Genomic DNA, 16,480 nt, shown 5'->3' with positions numbered 1-16,480 from the left:
ATAATCACCTTACCAATAAAGCAACTTTCTTATTTCATCAGATGTTCTTAATAATCTTTTCCAGTCTTCAAATGTTCTTACCGCTTCAACACTAAGCAACTCTACATTTTTTTCTAATTGCATAAATGAATTTCTTAGCTCTATGCTTTTTTCTAGTATATCATCATCAATCATCACTTCATCCAAAAAAAAGATTTAATGTATCCTCATGCAGAAAGCTAATAACATCTATCGAAAATTCTTCAAATAGATTATGTTTAATTGTATCATCACTTTCTGTCAGCAAATAACTCCCACATTCTTGAATTGTTTTTTTAAAGTTTTCATATCTTTCTTCTAATGAAATCATCATCTCATCACCTCTAATCATAAATTATAGTTGCCTTATCACCTTTGCTTCCGCTTCTTCTGTCAGCAGTTTCTTCGGCAGGTGTTTTTCGAGGTCTATTGCATCGTCTGCTTTCTTTACAAGCTTCTTGATTCCGTCTGCCACGTTGTCAAGGTGTTTTAGTCCGCTTTCAACTATTCCGTTGCCAAGTACTTTGCTTGCCTTACCTGTCTTTGTGAAGGCATCGGCTCCGGGGATTATACTTAATGCACTGAGTCCTGCATTTATATAATCTCCTTCTGTAAGATACAGCACTGCATTTACTGCATCGCATATATCTCCATGCTTCCGTCTTTGGCATATCTTACAAGCAGGTTTTTGCTCTGTCTGTCATAACAGTATTCTTCTGTACCGCTTTTTATCCTGTAGTTCTCATCATCATAAGTGTACTGCGATGATGATGTTTTTACAAGTCTTCCTGCAGCATCATATTCATATGATGTTGTCTGTTTTCTTCCATTTGTTACACTTTTAACAAGGTCTTTTGCATTATATGTATTATTCCAAGATTCACAGTTGCTGTTACAGCACTTATTGCATCCTCATTGCCCTGCTCTGCCGTATAATACGCAGCCTCCCCTCCGTATGTCTGATATATAGGGAATATCTTAAGTCCACCGTCAAGTATTGTCTTTACTTCTTCTGTAGTCATCTTCTTATCAAGCTTGCCACTCTTTGAATTGGTAAGATATCTTCCTACATAACTGTATCCTGCGTCCTTAAGTGTCTTTACCTTGGCACTGTCAAGTCTTGTGCTTGTATCACATGCCTGTGCACTTCTTGTTGTATCACCGCATGTTGTAAACAATGACATTAATGTTCCCCTATCTGCATCACCAGTCTCATTAAGACACATAAATCTCTGGAACTTTGCCACCTGACGCTTAACTTCTGATGAATATACACCTTTATTACTAAAAAGTAAATCTACTTAAATGGAAACTTTTTTGTTTCCATTTAGATAGAATCCACGCAATTATACTCTTAAATTGCTTTCGGCTATATCCTTCCCACTACCGGGTGGATTCGGGACTTTAACCCGTTAGAAACGTGCGCCACTAGGCGCACAGCATAATAAATCCCCATTAAGTTATAAAGCTACATAAAGCTTAAAACTTAATGGGGATTATATTTTGTAAATATCAATCAATATTCAATATTAAGATTATAGCAAGTATTATTCTACTACTTCACCTTGTGCAATACGTTGAACATGAGATGCATGTTTAATAACAAAATCAACATAACCGTCAATATCTTTTCCAACACCTATATCAAATTGTTTATAGCCATATTCTTTAAGTCTTTTTTTCTTGCTTGCTGTAAGATATTCTCCTGGCATAACATTCATATTATGATCATATAGACTGAATTCTTTTCTGTGTTTACCAATACCAGTACCAATATATCCTATTTCACTCATGTTCCATTTTTTATAACCAGTCATTGTTCCTGATGGCAGTTTATATAACAGTTCACCTTTTCCTGTGATAAACATATCTCCATACATATCATTAACCTGATAATTCTTCTCAAATTCTTCATCAAATTTCTTATTAGCATTCTTATCACTCTTTATAGCCAAGAGTAAGATTATACAAAATGCTACTATAATTACATATCCTATTATGGGCATCGTATTTTTCCTTTCTACATCTTAATCTTTATGAGCTACACTTTAACTTAAAGGCAAGTCAAAAAAATGACTTTCATCCCTTAGGCAATCCTATGGTGTTTTACTACAAATTTATAACATTCTTAGATCCAGTCAAAGTCACCACCAGTAACGGCAAGGCTTAATAACTTATCATACTTCTCAACTTCTTCCTTGTCACTTAACATCTTGATAAGCTTTGCATCCTCTTTTATAACTGGCATCTCATCATCAGGTCCTATCTCCATGTCCGGTTCTTCACCACAATATGGACATACTAACGATGGCGCAATCTTAATGTCAAGAAATCTGCTGCCACATTCCTTACATTCATAATATCCGCAACGCTCTGTATCGTCTGGCACATAATACATATTATATCTTCATCTCCCTTTATTTTTTATTTACTACAACAGATGGTCTTGCAGTTTTTATAAGTTCTTCTATCTCTTCAAATACTTGCATTGTTGATGCAATACCATTCATAATTACTTTATTCTGTGAATTACATATATCATAAGCATATGATGCCTTGAGTGGATTCGCAGTAGTACTTGCCATCTTGCAATAATTAAGACTTACAATATCAGTTCTCTTTATGAATAAATACTTTAAATCTCCACCGTATGTACTGCTCTTACCTACATAATCCATAGTAAGAAACATTGTCTCTGTAATATCTGTCTTAATCTGCATAATTGGCTGTGACTGCATCTGTCTGTCAAACTGTTCAACTTCATCATCCGTCTCAAGAAGTGAATTCACACAATCTCTTGTAAATTTTGTAACATCTTTTTTATTCGCTTTTGACTTAACTAATACTACAAATAATATTATAACTGCAAACAGCACTATCATTCCTATCATACCACCTCTTCCTTCAGGTGTCGACATTGCACCTCCTGCAATTGCTGCAATAATGATTATTGCAAACATAATTGGTAACACAATAAAAACTATGTTCTTTCCTTTCATGCTTTGATCTCGTTTTGCTTTTGTCTGTTCCTCATACTTTTCAAGCCAAATTGACTTCTTCATTTGTATGCCCTCCTTATTATTTATTCGCAGAATCAAAGAATCTCTAATGCACCTCTATGACTTTTGCATTAAGATGTAACTATCTTAATCAATATGTTATATAAAAAAGACTTCATTAATGCACTATTAAGACTTTATACTTCTGCACTCTTCTCAACATAGATATTAACATAGAAAAAGTAGCAATGTAAATGGGCTTTTAGGACCGTATTATTGCTACTTTTTATATATAATCTGTTTAGATTTTTCTCTTAAATCAAATATGATATTGATAATATTATCTCATTATGTTTTTTATTTTTCGCATAATATATAACCATTTTCCATATTTCTAAGTTTTCCTTCTACAACATATTGAAGAGGATCTATGTAATCTTTTACGCTTACAATATCAAGATTTTTCGAATTACATTTTACTCTGACAAGATGATAGTTTTCCCCATTACTTAATGCCATCTTCATCTGCTCATTAGACAGACGAATAATATTACTATATATACTAGTTTCTGTATTAGTCTTAATCTCATAATATTTTGTAACGCATTCTTGGTTTGCATCTTCATATATAACTTTAATATCCCATCCCGGTTGATTATAATTATCAGTGTCTGGTTTTATTATCTCCAAGCTTTCATTATCATCATTCATCATAATACAACCATTTTGTATATCACGCACCAATTTGTAATTATGATTAACATAGGTATCAATCAGCCTATTATATACATAATTTTCTCCTGCTTTTCCGATTTCTTTTAATCTTTTAGAGCGTTCTGCATAGTTAAGACTGGATAAATATTCATCTCCACCATAATATACATCTTCTTCGTTTATATAATCTTCTTCGTCCATATAATCTTCTTCATATTTACTTGCTTTAGCAGTTTTAAGTACCTGTTGTAGTTCTTCAACATTACTCACTCCTACCAATTTTAACATATTATCAAATTCTCTAGCCTTATTGTTAAGATTAACTGCTGCCTTAGTAGTAAGAAGTTTCATCTGATCTTCCTCCTTACTAAATGCCGGAAACAAAGTAGCTGCCACTTCTGAATTACTACTAATCCAGCCAAGCAATTGTGTACAAGCTTCCTGATATTCTGTTTTGGTCTCTGATAGACTTGTATGCAAAAGCAAGTTCTGAACTACATTATTAATAGTATATGCTGCATCCTTATCTCTATACTCTCTTAGATTCCAATCATTAATATTAATTCTCTTATCTACAAGTTTCTTAGAAATATCACATTCTGAATAATCATCTGCAAAGATGGTTATTATACCCTTAAGTTCATCATCTATCTTATCAATATTCATTTCTCTTCCCATTCCAAAATCACCATTTTGATTAAGAAATATATAGCTATTATTCAATGTATCATACGATATAAATCCCCCACTTGCAGCATATAGAATATTAAGCCACTCTATAGTCTCTTGCTCGTCAATCTCTAGCATCTCTGACAATGTTTCGATATTCTGTGCTCTCACTACTGCTTCTAGCATCTCTCTTAACACACTTCTATATGTAGTTCTCCATAGATTATAACTATCTAGTGAACTTTCTGATACTTCTTTTTCAATATCTATATCTACCTTATAAAATACTGTTGCTAATTTTTTTATATTAACATTACTTCCATTAGCAATCATTATTATCCATGCATCATGCCATGCTTTTATATATTCCTGTTCATGATGTGCATAGTCAATTACTCTAAATGCCCTATCAGCTCTTCGTGATATATAATTGATTAAACGATCTACCTCATATTCTGCTATTACCGTTTCATCTTCAACATTAAAATCTTTTCTAAGAAGTATATCTCTTATATTAAATGAATCCTCACCCGCCGCTTGAAGTATATTCAATTTTTCAGAAACATCTTTTAAGAATTCCGGAATACCAGGATCTTTCTTAATAACTTTTATACTTCTAAGTTCAATATCACTACCCTCTTTATAATTCTGATTTACAAATATTTCAATTTCACCAGAACGTATTAATGTAGCCATTTTAGGATCTTGCATTCCGACATTATAGAGCAACTTAATCCATTCTGTTTTTGATATGACTGATGTATCAATCCAGTTATTAGCTATATCTTTTGCTTCAATTAATAACTGTTCAATGGTTATCCATATATTTGGAACATCATATCCCTCAAACACTTTTTGCCACTCTATATTATCACATGAATTATGTATGCCACTCGCATAGAATAAAAGTTCTTGCACACTTTTTCTTTCTTCTTCTGAATTTGCTCTTATTAGCCTAACATTATCTTCAGCAATAGAATATTTTCTTCCACTTGCATCGCCACAATCAAATATCTGCTTATGAGCAATAATATCAAAACATCTTTCATACAGATTCTCTATAACCCACTTCTCGGACCATTCTTTATTAGGTTCATATATTGGCATATGTAATACATTATATATATCTTCATATTCATATTCTATAAGCTTATCAAGAAATTGTTGATACATATCAACTGCATCGATAATAATTGCTTTATTATTCATAGCATCTAGCGAAATCTCATTATCCACAAGACTTATATTACTTCTTGGCTCATTTGGTTTTAATTGTCTGCTATTTATCACAATAGGGAATGGAAATTGTTCAGAACCGATTAATGGAAAATCAATATATACCTTAGGCATATTTTCACTCATTGGAAGTATCTTCTTATCCTGACTAGAACATGCCATTGTTATCTCATGTTCGTTAATCACAATTTTTTTATATATGATACTTATAATTTCTTCCATCTGTCCATTATGTGATATCTTTTTAATATCCTTCTGAGTAAGCCAATCTCCAATACTCTTATCACTCATATTATTGTACTCTATATGATCTTTTATCTCAGATGTATCCCATATAATTTCAACTTTTCCAATAATATCTGAAAATAGCATTATATATGGCAATGTATTATTCATATCATCAACACCGATTTTAGCTATTCTTTTACTTCTGTCATTATCAAGATGATAAGAAAAACTTGTATTATATTGACTTCTGTCAAATTCTTCTTCGGATATTGCTTTTTCCTCATCTATATTCAGTAAATCTTTAAGTGTCATTTTAATTGCATCAAGTATCTCTTCCTTATTACAACCTGTACGATCTAACGCAATCGAAAATCTCTTATATGGTTCATCTTTCTCCTTAATATAAGAATTCAGACTAACAATCTCACTGAGTTGGTATGTAGACATAAATCCTGTTCCAAACTGTCCTATTCCATCACCAGGATTCTTAGATGAAACCTGGTGAATAATTGAAAGTATGTCTTTAACACTAAATACCTTACCACTATGACTAAATTCAAGTGTTGAATCAGTAAGTTTTATTCTTATAGATACTGGAGCTTTCTCTTCCTTATCACTATAAGCAAGATCTCTTGCATTCTGTATAAGTTCCATTATGAATCTTCTTGCCTGATTATCATCAGACTCATTTCTTATCTTATTCATAAACTGTAAAAGTTTATTTGCTACATTGGTCTGATAGACTGCATTTATACTACTTGTGATTTTCTCATTATAACAACTCATTTTAATTCCTCCAATTTCTAATAATTAATCTATTATTCTTCAAATTTCTCCATAGCAAATGCAATTTCAGCCCAATCATCCAAAGAGCTTTTTGGCTGACTTTTTTTACTCTTATCCTCTACTTCAATCTCTTCATCATCGAATCCAAAATCATCCTTAAAATAATCAAAAGGACTTTTTGGCTGACTTTCTTCATTCTTATCCTCTGCTTTAATCTCTTCTTCATCATCGAATCTAAATTCATCATCAAAATCATCAAAATCATCAAAAAGACTTTTTTCATCCTCATCCTTTATTTCAACTATCAAATCTTTTGACTCTGATTTCTCAATCATTTCTTTAATTTCCTGTTTTGTTAATTCAATTTTAATTGTCATTTTTTCTACTCCTTTATTAATTAAACTTTTTGACTAAAATAAAACAAGCTTTGGCTTTTTTAAATCGGCAAAAAAAGCCACCTTAATTCATAAAAATAGAGACAATCCTTAATTAATACCTAAGCAAAATATATCATATCTCTTATGTGATATAATGCCTATTCATTGCATAATTCATATTGTCTATATTTCTGAATTAACGTGGCCACCTGTTTAATTCAATGTCTGAATATGTTATAACATAACATTTCTTAGAAATCTAGAGTGAGTTTTCTGTGTTTTTCGCTTTAAGCAGCATGTATTTTGAAAACAGCATCTAAACATTTTTTTCAAGCTACTTAAAAAAATTTTAATGCTAGTCAACTTTTTTTAATGCTAGTCATTTTTCATATTACAGTTTTTTAGTATTTCTATTGATATAGTATTCCTTTACTATTGAGTAGTTTTTGTTGATTTTTCAATATAATAGTCATCCATAACAATGTTAGCTGGAATTATCTCATTTGAAAGACCACCAAATATTTCAAATACATCTTCTCTACAAAGCGATTGAGTAATCGCACAGAATCATTCTCATGAATAATTGTTTCTAATTCAAGTGGACGTTTTAGTTTATACCCACTCTGATTTAAAGTATAATCTTTTTTTAATCTATTACGTAGTAGCATACTAATATTTTACCATAAATCCCAGGTTTTTCGAAGTCTGGGATTTATTTTTTAGATTATGTATCGCATTAGCATAGAAAAAGGGGCTGACGCACTAATTCTTTGTGCGTCAGCCCCATATGTACGCTTAAAATCACAAAAGATTATTTATCCTCGTTATGACCAGCATACTCGTCATTATTTCGTTCTTGGAGACTTCCGACGTCCCATTGTGGAAAAGCACTGGCTTCCTCCAGAAACGATTATACTATTTAATCCTTGCAATGGCTTTGACTTTAGCAAGTAAATTTTCAGCAATTTTAACCTCAGCAGCAGCCTTCGCCTTAGCCATCTTCTCAATCTCCTGAGCCGTCTTATGCTTCTTAGCCTCCTTAATCTCTCTATCATTCTTCATACTCTTCTTAAAAGCCTCATCAACATCTGTAGTATATGTTTTACCTTTTTGAATAGTAGGTTTCCAATTTGCCGGTGCATTTATACACGCATTATTATCAAAGAAAAATACCTTATCAAGAATAATACAACCTATTTCATTATTTTGCACCTTATCCTGTACTCCTACTTGCATTGCTAGCTGTGACGCAAAACCATTACCTTTACCATATTTATTCCATGCATTAGGAATAGTTAACTTCTTATACTCTACAAAATAACCGCCACCTACAATTTGACCTTGTTGATTGGTTCCTTGTTTATTGTGAAGCTTAAAGAGAAATAATTCTCCTTGTTCAAGTGCTCTAAACTCTGGGTTAGGGCTTTGCCAAAAATTCACTTGTCCACTATTATACACAGCTATTATAGCATCTAACCACTTATTATCTGTATTTGCTACATAAAATTTGCTCATTTCTTTTCCTTCTTTCATTTATCTATATTTATTTAAAATTACATTAAGTCATTTTCTGAATCTCGTCTTTTTATTACATTCCTCTCATCACTCTAGCAAATACATCATAATTCCTTGTATCCTTTGAACTACAATATACTGCGAATTCTATATTCTTGAATGCATATCTATATTCTGTCACAACTTCTCTTGCTGCTCTGGCTACTACTTCAGGATTATTCATGAATGCTCCACATCCAAATGCCCCAAGAATTATACATTCATTGCCATTCTTAATTGCTACATCAAGTATTCTTCTTAATCTCTTCACATGAATCGCAAGTAACTCCTTATCAGTAACTTTTCTGATATACTTAGTGTCATTGCGCATATTTCTAGAATTAAGATTAGGTGCTGCACATGTTATCATATTAACCTTATATACTTCATTATCAGGCAATTTTACCGGATTTGATGTATCTGACTTGAATACCACTACATCCGGAGTATATATTATATCATCATTATATATTCTGTCCTGTAACGCTCTATGTGGATTGTAGAATTCTCTCTTATTACTCTCTGTTACAAGACACAGATATGCTGTTGATATTCTGCATATTGATTCTTCCTGTGCCGTTGCACCCTTTACAACGCCACCTCCCGGATTAACTGCAGATGCAAAATTATGTATTACAACGTTTTCTCCATCAGCCACATAGACTTTGGCAGCTTCGCAGGTACGTTTTCTACTAACATTTACTTTAGCTTTTTCTTCATATTTATCTTTTGGCACATTACCAATGTCATCAGTTTCCTTGATTATTACCTGACCTTCAATTGACGCTTCAACATCTTTAGCATATTTAGTCTTACTAAGGCTCTCTGTGTCATTAAACACTTTTATGTTCTCATCTCTTCCCATTGTTAATTAACTCCTCTCATCGTATACTATTTTTCCAGTTAATTTCAAATTAGTGTTTCTAAAAAAAGTAAAAAAGCCGCACAATCCATAAAAATACTCTTAATACAGACACACTTTTCTAACACAAAGTAATACTATTCTCATAGCATTATTTTGCATCTTGTGTTATAATATTATATACCTTTACAAATTTGTGCGGCTAAATGTTTTTACCTTATAGGCATCATAAACCTTTATTGTTCATTTGTCAACCATTGATAATTCTGCTCAAGCTAGCTATTTTACTACATTTTGTCAAAACGACGTTAGTCTATCTTTTTTAAGCATGTCGCAAAGCTAGTCACCCCTATCTTATTTACCTAAAAAAATTCGAGCTATTTATACATATATTGTGTTACTCTCGCTTTTATATGTTTAATTTTTTAATGCCCCAAGACTTCTCTTAAGTATCCCATGCATATAAGCAATCGCCATCCCATAATTAACCATAGGCACGTTTTTTTGTTTTGCTGATTTATAGCGATATTTCACTTCTTTTTCATTAAGCATACATGCTCCACAATGTATTATTAACTTATATTCTTCAATATTCTCAGGAAATTCTGTTCCAGATGTGAATGTAAATTCCGGCTCGGCTTTCGTATACTGTCTTATCCATCTTGGAAGTTTCTCTGTTCCTATATCCCCACACTGTCTATGATGCGTACAACCTTCTGATATAAGAATCTTATCTCCATCTTGTATGCTCTCAATTGTTCTTGCACTCTCAATCGCCTGTCTAAAATCTCCCTTATATCTTGCAAAAAGAATTGAAAATGATGTAAGGCGTATATCGTCAGGCACTGTCTTATTAACATACTCAAACACCTGACTGTCACATATTACAAGCGATGGCTTAACTCCTAGTTTATCTAATGTAAGTGCAAGTTCGCTCTCTCTTGTGACTACTGGCATCGCACCTGCTTCAAGTATATCTCTTATGACCTGCTGCTGTGGCAGAATAAGTCTTCCCTTTGGTGCAGCCGAATCAATCGGAACTACAAGTACAACAATATCACCATATTCAATCAAATCGAAGACAAGTTTTTTCTCAGGTATTTTATTCGCATTAAGACCTATTATCGCTTCCTTTAATTCACTAATTCCAACTTTATCAGTCGCTCTTCCATATACACTTGTAACTCCATTGTCTATAATAGTCTTACCTGCTCTGTCATCTTCTATCTTATTATAAAAAATAACAAATGGCAGTTTTTTCTCCTGTATCTTCCGAACAATCATAGCATCCTCCAAAAACAGATTATCTCCATCAACAACAACTATTGCAATATCTGTCTTATTAAGCATCTGATAACTTTTTTTACTCTTAATTCTCCAAGTTCTCCCTCATCATCAATTCCCGGAGTATCAATAATCACTACCGGTCCTATCGGAAGCATCTCCATTGACTTAATTACTGGATCTGTTGTTGTTCCTTTTATATCAGATACTATCGCTATATTCTGATTAGTAAGTGCATTCATAACTGTTGATTTACCAGCATTACGCTTACCATATATTCCAATATGTACTCTCTCTCCTGAAGGTACTGAATTCATACTCATACTATATTTCTCTTTTCATATATAAAATCCTTCGTTTGTCATAGGCGGAAAACCACTACCTTTAGGTGGTGGGTAGTTGACATTTTCTCATTTTAATATCTTAACATTATACTTTTTAAATTTTCTTTTTATAACATTGATTATTGCCAACATTCTTAATCTTATAAGCTTGTTACATTTTATATAATATTTATATCTTATATAACCAACAAAAACAAAGCTTTATACTATTTTTAACAACCTTAGCAGTTGTTCTTCATTCTCTATTCCTCTTAAACTTTTTTGATAATCCCGTTAAAAAATGAGACACAGCACTATACTGTGTCTCATTTGACTATTAACTTTAGTAGCAACGGTTCTAAAAACGAAAATCTCTACTGCCTTCTTCTATCTTCTTAAGATTATCAAGCACTATCTGTCTTACTTTTTCATTAGGAATGTTCTTAAGCTCATCAATTATAAGTTTGTCTCCGACTTCTTTTGTATCAGCTTTTGCATAATCCATAAGATACTCTTTAAGAGTCATATGTGCATTAGGATAACAACAGTTTTGAATCTGTCCGCTCTTGCATAATGACATAAATCTGTCACCTGTTCTTCCTTCTCTATAACATGCTGTGCAAAAACTTGGGATATATCCTAATTCCATAAGCCATTTAACTACCTCATCAAGTGTTCTATTATCTGATACATCAAACTGTGCTGAATTATCTTCTTCTTTTTCTTCTTCTGCATACCCACCTACGCTTGTTCTTGAACCGCCACTAATCTGTGATAGACCAAGTTTTAATACTTTTTCTCTAATCTCTTTGTCATCATTCTCCGCTATTTTTGAGTATACTGTCTTAGCTGACACTCCGTCAAGCATTCCAAGTTTTCCAGATATGGCACTTATAACACTACCCGGTGCATCGACAGCTACACTTATAATGGAAACTTTTCTCTTTGGGTATGGTATTCCAACAAGAGCAACTCTCATCTCTTCCACTGTACCACCATCTTTCTTAATATAGTTTACAGTCAGACGCATCTTCTTGTTCACTAATATTTAAAAAGGCATACCATCTTGGCATGCCCTCGTATTTTAACATAGTAAATCGTTGAATTCAACAGTATTCTTTGCATTTATTGTACTTTTTTCAAATCATTTTGTCAAAAAAATATCATTATTCTGATAATTTTTTCACATTTTTTATTTCATACTTATAGATTCAATTGCAACACTTCCACCTCTTACTACTTCAACATTATGATATGACTTTGTAATAAGATTAATAAGATTGTTATTCTGATTCTCTGTCTGCAGACATTCAAGTAATATACTGTCTTTGCCATAATCGGCAATTTTTACATCATATACCTGTGCAATTCGCATAATCTCTGCTTTATCGCTGTCTTTTAGCGATTTTACTTTAATATATAGTACTTCTTTTTTATGAAGTGACTTGCCAGACAGATCTATTACTTTAATAACTTCAACCATACAATTAAGTTGTTTTTTTATCTGTTCAAATGTATTATCATCACCTTCAACACATAATGTCATTCTTGAAATTGTTACATCTTCTGTCTCTCCAACCGTAAGACTGTGAAGATTATAACATTTTCCAGAGAACAGACCTGCTATCTTTGCAAGTACACCTACTTCATTTTCTACATATAATGAAAGCCATCTCATTTCCATAATCATCTACCTCCAATTCTATTAACAGTCCATAATCATATTATCAAGTGGTTTGCTTCCCTGTCCCATAGGAAGAACAAGGTTCTCCGGATCAATTATGAATTCAATAATCGTTGGAGATTCTGTATTCTTATCTGCCTCGTCAAATGCTTTTTCTATCTCATCTTCGTTCCATACTCTTATTCCTTTTGCGCCATAACTTTCTGCAAGTTTTACAAAATCCGGTGAATATGGAGGACATTTCTTACCTGCATCCATGCAATTTCTATCACAGCTCTTTCTATATCTTAGACATGTACATGAATATCTCTTATCAAAATATACTGTCTGCATCTGTCTTACCATTCCAAGATAACTATTATTAAAAATACAGAATATAAAAGGTGTCTCTTGTGACATAGCAGTTGCAAGTTCCTGTATATTCATCTGTGCTCCACCATCACCTGATATACAGATTACCTGTCTGTCTCTATTACCTATCTTTGCACCAATCGCTGCCGGAAGACCAAATCCCATAGTTCCAAGTCCGCCTGACATAACTAGCTGTGTGTCTTTTGTCATCTTAAGATACTGAGCTGTCCACATCTGATGTTGTCCTACATCTGTTACGATAATTCCGCCCTGATATCTGTCACTTATTATATCAATAATCTTCTCTGGTGACATTCCTTTTGGTTTATCAATATGCATAGGATGTTCTTCATCCCATGTCTTTATCTCTTCTCTCCACAGCTTGGTATCACATTCTTTTGCACGTTTTAACATCTCTTTTATTGCAAGTTTTGCATCTGCAACTATTGGAACATCTACAGATATATTTCTTGATATTGATGCTGCTTCGATATCAATATGTATTATAGTCGCATTCTTTGCGAATTCTTCTACTTTTCCTGTTATTCTATCATTGAATCTTGTTCCTATTGAGAATAGAACATCACATCTTTGAATAGCTCTATTTGATGCAAATGAACCATGTAATCCAATATTACCAACATACATCTCATCATCTGTATCAATTGCGCCTCTTCCCATAACTGTTGTAATTACTGGTACTTGTGTTATATGTGCTAGTTCTGTAAGTTCTTTTTTTGCTCCTGATATCTTAACACCACCGCCTATTAAGAATACTGGTTTTTTAGCTTTTTCCAATATCTCCATAGCTCTCTTTATCTGTCCTTCGTGAACTGTCTCATTAGGCTTATATCCTCTTATTGATATCTGTGATGTAAAATCATCTTTATCATATTCTTCTACCATTATATCTTTTGGAAGATCTATAAGAACCGGACCGGGTTTACCTGTTCTTGCTATATAGAATGCTTCTCTTATTATTCTTACAAGATCTTCTCTTTTTCTTACTGTAACACAATGTTTACATATTGTTCTTGTAATTCCTACTATATCTACTTCCTGAAATGCATCATTACCAATAAGTTTGGTTGGTACCTGACCTGTAAAACATACAAGTGGGACACTGTCATAGTTGGCTGTTGATATTCCTGTTACAAGATTAGTTGCACCCGGACCACTTGTAACTAGACATACTCCTGTCTTACCTGTACTTCTTGCATAGCCATCTGCTGCATGAATAAGTCCCTGTTCATGTCGTGGAAGGACTACATCTATGTCTTTCTCATCATATAATGCGTCAAATATGTCTATTGCATTACCGCCCGGATAACCAAAGACTATATCAACACCTTCATTTTTCAATACCTTTACAAATGCTTCTGTTCCTTTTATACTCATGTGCCATTCCTTCCTCTCTTATATTTTTCGATACAACGGTTTTATGCAATCCTACGGCCATTCATACTCCACTAATTTACTTCGTAAATTGCTCCGTATTCATGTCCGTTCGCCTGATAAGTTCAGTCATATTTTCATGCGAGCATGAAATATTGCTGAATTTATCTATAGCTTTTGTGCGATACCACGGATTGCTTCGTCTTCGACTCTCGCAATCCTACGGCCATTCATACTCCGCTAATTTACTTCGTAAATTGCTCCGTATTCATGTCCGTTCGCCTGATAAGTTCAGCAATATTTTCATGCAAGCATGAAATATTGCTGAATTTATCAGGCTTGTATCGCGCAAAAAGCCCCGGGTTGTAGGAACTACAACCCAGGGCGAATATTCTATCCGTGGTACCACCTGTATTCAGTAAATACTGCACTCTAAGATACGGATTATTATATATTATAATCGATATCCATCTCCTATAACGTGGAGCCTACGTTGAAGCCTACTTGAAGATATTCTAATTGATAATATTATATTCCCAATATTGCTTATTATCACTATAATCTACTATATCTTTCTTTCAGTTCACTGCTCAAAGGCTACTTCCATATCTCTCGAAAAAAGCTTGCACCTACCGCTTTCTCTCTGAATTCTAAGATGATATGTACTCCTCCTTATCATCGCTTTTGTTTATATCTTAATCTTAATCCATTACACCATATATAGATGTAACGCAATAACTAACTAAAGTATAATCTATTAATAAAGTCATGTCAACCTTTTAGTTTTATATTTTTTATTTTGTATATAATATCTGTACAAAACCTATCAATACGATTATTATTTACTGTTATTTTTTCGACCTCTAAGGATATTTTCTTTAATATTCTCAAATGTCTCCTGATATTTTGTTGATTTTGCACCAGGGTTACGTTTTATCATCTTGAGTGTATCTCTTGAGAATATGTTATTCATCTTCTCTGTATTTATTGCAAATTTTGATTTCATATCAAGAAGTTCTTCTCTTAATTGAGCTGTCTTTGCAATCTTTTCATTGTTCTTAAGTGCATCTACACGAGCTGATAATTCTTCGATAATATCTGTAAATTTCTGGTTTCTTGCTTCTCGTTGTGCTTCTTTTTCCTTTTCTTTACGAATCTTCTTCTCATTAGCTTCGCTTTCTGCTACAGCCTCGATAACTTCAAGTCTCTTCTGTAACATCTTAAGTTCATTCTTAACACCCTCCATCTTACCAAGCAGGACTTTGAGATCCATAGCTGTTCTGAATGATAATGAGAAGTCGGCAGCTACATATATAGTAAGTGCAAATGTTACAATATTAACTACATCATTATTAAGACTCATTACAAAATGATCTATTGGTTTATGAAGTACATTGACCATTGCAATACTCAAAAATCCCCATGCTATTGTTGATGACAAACATATATGTCCCATGAAGTTAAACTTCTGATTGCTATAATCCCAATATCGCACTTTAAAAAGTGCCTCCATACATATACCTGTTACAAGTTCAAGTATTGTTGCAGCAAGTGCTCCACCTAAAAATACCAATATATTGTTTCCTCTAAGTGGTATCGTTACAAATAGTACTACTATTGCTCCAGAGCCATATATTGGCAGGAATGGTCCTTTCATAAATCCTCTGTTAACAAACTTTCTCTTCTTAAGTGATACATAAGTTGATTCAAAACACCATCCTAGAAAACAATAAATATAAAAAAATAAAAGCCATTGAATTAATGTATATTCTCCCATTAACTAAATCCTTCCTTTCAAGCAATCTTGTCCTTTCTGCTATTTACTAAGTAATTGCAGATACAGTTTATATAATATTATATTGTAACATAGTGATTGCGTTTTATCAAAATCTACTTATTACATTTCGACATTATCTAAATATTGTATTAAGAGAAAAGAAAATGCAAAGAAACCTGATGCTTATGCACCAGGCCTCTAATTCCCACAAAAAGATATTTTA

Annotated in this window: 15 protein-coding genes, 3 pseudogenes and 1 other annotated feature; all 18 genes and pseudogenes read right to left on the bottom strand. The window is 32.9% G+C overall.

Annotated features, from left to right (window positions below):
• Nucleotides 1-9: 9 nt before the first annotated feature.
• The 18 genes and pseudogenes from KQI85_RS00690 to KQI85_RS00610 all read right to left on the bottom strand — a co-directional run bounded on the left by KQI85_RS00690 (nt 10) and on the right by KQI85_RS00610 (nt 16,257).
• The gene (locus KQI85_RS00690; protein ID WP_216574115.1) at nt 10-174 is read right to left on the bottom strand and encodes a hypothetical protein; all 165 of its coding nucleotides are present in this window, start codon (nt 172-174) and stop codon (nt 10-12) included.
• Nucleotides 175-178: 4 nt separating this feature from the next.
• The gene (locus tag KQI85_RS00685; RefSeq protein ID WP_216574114.1) at nt 179-352 is read right to left on the bottom strand and encodes a hypothetical protein; all 174 of its coding nucleotides are present in this window, start codon (nt 350-352) and stop codon (nt 179-181) included.
• Nucleotides 353-373: 21 nt separating this feature from the next.
• Entirely contained in the window at nt 374-643 is a 270-nt protein-coding gene (locus KQI85_RS00680) for a hypothetical protein (RefSeq protein ID WP_216574113.1), read from the bottom strand.
• A gap of 5 nt (nt 644-648) precedes the next feature.
• Nucleotides 649-843 (bottom strand): annotated as a pseudogene (locus KQI85_RS16880) (hypothetical protein); the annotation flags it as partial.
• An 8-nt stretch (nt 844-851) separates the two neighbouring features.
• Nucleotides 852-1,202, bottom strand: a complete 351-nt coding sequence (locus KQI85_RS00670; RefSeq protein WP_253293702.1) for a glycoside hydrolase domain-containing protein — start codon at nt 1,200-1,202, stop codon at nt 852-854.
• A 6-nt stretch (nt 1,203-1,208) separates the two neighbouring features.
• Nucleotides 1,209-1,286: pseudogene (locus KQI85_RS16785) on the bottom strand (hypothetical protein); the annotation flags it as partial.
• A gap of 279 nt (nt 1,287-1,565) precedes the next feature.
• The gene (locus tag KQI85_RS00665) at nt 1,566-2,024 is read right to left on the bottom strand and encodes a hypothetical protein (protein WP_216574111.1); all 459 of its coding nucleotides are present in this window, start codon (nt 2,022-2,024) and stop codon (nt 1,566-1,568) included.
• Nucleotides 2,025-2,146: 122 nt separating this feature from the next.
• The gene (locus KQI85_RS00660; RefSeq protein WP_216574110.1) at nt 2,147-2,416 is read right to left on the bottom strand and encodes an FYDLN acid domain-containing protein; all 270 of its coding nucleotides are present in this window, start codon (nt 2,414-2,416) and stop codon (nt 2,147-2,149) included.
• Between the two features lie 19 nt (nt 2,417-2,435).
• Nucleotides 2,436-3,080, bottom strand: coding sequence for a hypothetical protein (locus KQI85_RS00655; protein ID WP_216574109.1), 645 nt, complete (start codon nt 3,078-3,080; stop codon nt 2,436-2,438).
• Between the two features lie 294 nt (nt 3,081-3,374).
• A complete protein-coding gene (locus tag KQI85_RS00650; RefSeq protein ID WP_216574108.1) occupies nt 3,375-6,650 on the bottom strand; it encodes a sacsin N-terminal ATP-binding-like domain-containing protein in 3,276 nt (1,091 codons plus the stop codon).
• A gap of 32 nt (nt 6,651-6,682) precedes the next feature.
• Nucleotides 6,683-7,027, bottom strand: coding sequence for a hypothetical protein (locus KQI85_RS00645; RefSeq protein ID WP_216574107.1), 345 nt, complete (start codon nt 7,025-7,027; stop codon nt 6,683-6,685).
• A 915-nt stretch (nt 7,028-7,942) separates the two neighbouring features.
• Nucleotides 7,943-8,542 (bottom strand): hypothetical protein, encoded by a 600-nt coding sequence (locus KQI85_RS00640; RefSeq protein WP_216574106.1) that lies wholly within the window; start codon nt 8,540-8,542, stop codon nt 7,943-7,945.
• 73 nt (nt 8,543-8,615) lie between these two features.
• On the bottom strand, nt 8,616-9,446 hold the full coding sequence (locus tag KQI85_RS00635; protein WP_216574105.1) for a TIGR02452 family protein: 831 nt from the start codon (nt 9,444-9,446) through the stop codon (nt 8,616-8,618).
• Nucleotides 9,447-9,860: 414 nt separating this feature from the next.
• A pseudogene (gene hydF / locus KQI85_RS00630) lies at nt 9,861-11,050 on the bottom strand ([FeFe] hydrogenase H-cluster maturation GTPase HydF).
• Nucleotides 11,051-11,408: 358 nt separating this feature from the next.
• The gene (locus KQI85_RS00625; protein ID WP_216574104.1) at nt 11,409-12,080 is read right to left on the bottom strand and encodes a hypothetical protein; all 672 of its coding nucleotides are present in this window, start codon (nt 12,078-12,080) and stop codon (nt 11,409-11,411) included.
• Between the two features lie 162 nt (nt 12,081-12,242).
• On the bottom strand, nt 12,243-12,734 hold the full coding sequence (ilvN, locus tag KQI85_RS00620; protein WP_216574103.1) for an acetolactate synthase small subunit: 492 nt from the start codon (nt 12,732-12,734) through the stop codon (nt 12,243-12,245).
• Nucleotides 12,735-12,755: 21 nt separating this feature from the next.
• Nucleotides 12,756-14,483: a biosynthetic-type acetolactate synthase large subunit gene (gene ilvB / locus KQI85_RS00615; RefSeq protein WP_216574102.1), complete on the bottom strand. Its 1,728-nt coding sequence runs from the start codon at nt 14,481-14,483 to the stop codon at nt 12,756-12,758.
• Between the two features lie 374 nt (nt 14,484-14,857).
• Nucleotides 14,858-15,168: a binding site (T-box leader), on the bottom strand.
• A gap of 150 nt (nt 15,169-15,318) precedes the next feature.
• Nucleotides 15,319-16,257 carry a putative ABC transporter permease gene (locus KQI85_RS00610; protein WP_216574101.1) on the bottom strand — a complete coding sequence of 313 codons (939 nt, stop codon included), beginning with the start codon at nt 16,255-16,257 and terminating at the stop codon, nt 15,319-15,321.
• Nucleotides 16,258-16,480 lie beyond the last annotated feature (223 nt).

Source organism: Falcatimonas sp. MSJ-15 (assembly GCF_018918265.1).
Taxonomy (GTDB): domain Bacteria; phylum Bacillota; class Clostridia; order Lachnospirales; family Lachnospiraceae; genus Falcatimonas.
Note: the sequence above shows the minus strand (reverse complement) of the source record. Positions and strands in the feature narration are given on the sequence as shown.

What these genes read in the sequence shown, in the direction of transcription:
- KQI85_RS00690 (WP_216574115.1), bottom strand. Translation starts at nt 174, where the DNA reads ATGATTGATGATGATATACTAGAAAAAAGCATAGAGCTAAGAAATTCA.
- KQI85_RS00685 (WP_216574114.1), bottom strand. Translation starts at nt 352, where the DNA reads ATGATGATTTCATTAGAAGAAAGATATGAAAACTTTAAAAAAACAATT.
- KQI85_RS00670 (WP_253293702.1), bottom strand. Translation starts at nt 1,202, where the DNA reads ATGTCATTGTTTACAACATGCGGTGATACAACAAGAAGTGCACAGGCA.
- KQI85_RS00665 (WP_216574111.1), bottom strand. Translation starts at nt 2,024, where the DNA reads ATGCCCATAATAGGATATGTAATTATAGTAGCATTTTGTATAATCTTA.
- KQI85_RS00660 (WP_216574110.1), bottom strand. Translation starts at nt 2,416, where the DNA reads ATGTATTATGTGCCAGACGATACAGAGCGTTGCGGATATTATGAATGT.
- KQI85_RS00655 (WP_216574109.1), bottom strand. Translation starts at nt 3,080, where the DNA reads ATGAAGAAGTCAATTTGGCTTGAAAAGTATGAGGAACAGACAAAAGCA.
- KQI85_RS00650 (WP_216574108.1), bottom strand. Translation starts at nt 6,650, where the DNA reads ATGAGTTGTTATAATGAGAAAATCACAAGTAGTATAAATGCAGTCTAT.
- KQI85_RS00645 (WP_216574107.1), bottom strand. Translation starts at nt 7,027, where the DNA reads ATGACAATTAAAATTGAATTAACAAAACAGGAAATTAAAGAAATGATT.
- KQI85_RS00640 (WP_216574106.1), bottom strand. Translation starts at nt 8,542, where the DNA reads ATGAGCAAATTTTATGTAGCAAATACAGATAATAAGTGGTTAGATGCT.
- KQI85_RS00635 (WP_216574105.1), bottom strand. Translation starts at nt 9,446, where the DNA reads ATGGGAAGAGATGAGAACATAAAAGTGTTTAATGACACAGAGAGCCTT.
- KQI85_RS00625 (WP_216574104.1), bottom strand. Translation starts at nt 12,080, where the DNA reads ATGCGTCTGACTGTAAACTATATTAAGAAAGATGGTGGTACAGTGGAA.
- ilvN (WP_216574103.1), bottom strand. Translation starts at nt 12,734, where the DNA reads ATGGAAATGAGATGGCTTTCATTATATGTAGAAAATGAAGTAGGTGTA.
- ilvB (WP_216574102.1), bottom strand. Translation starts at nt 14,483, where the DNA reads ATGAGTATAAAAGGAACAGAAGCATTTGTAAAGGTATTGAAAAATGAA.
- KQI85_RS00610 (WP_216574101.1), bottom strand. Translation starts at nt 16,257, where the DNA reads ATGGGAGAATATACATTAATTCAATGGCTTTTATTTTTTTATATTTAT.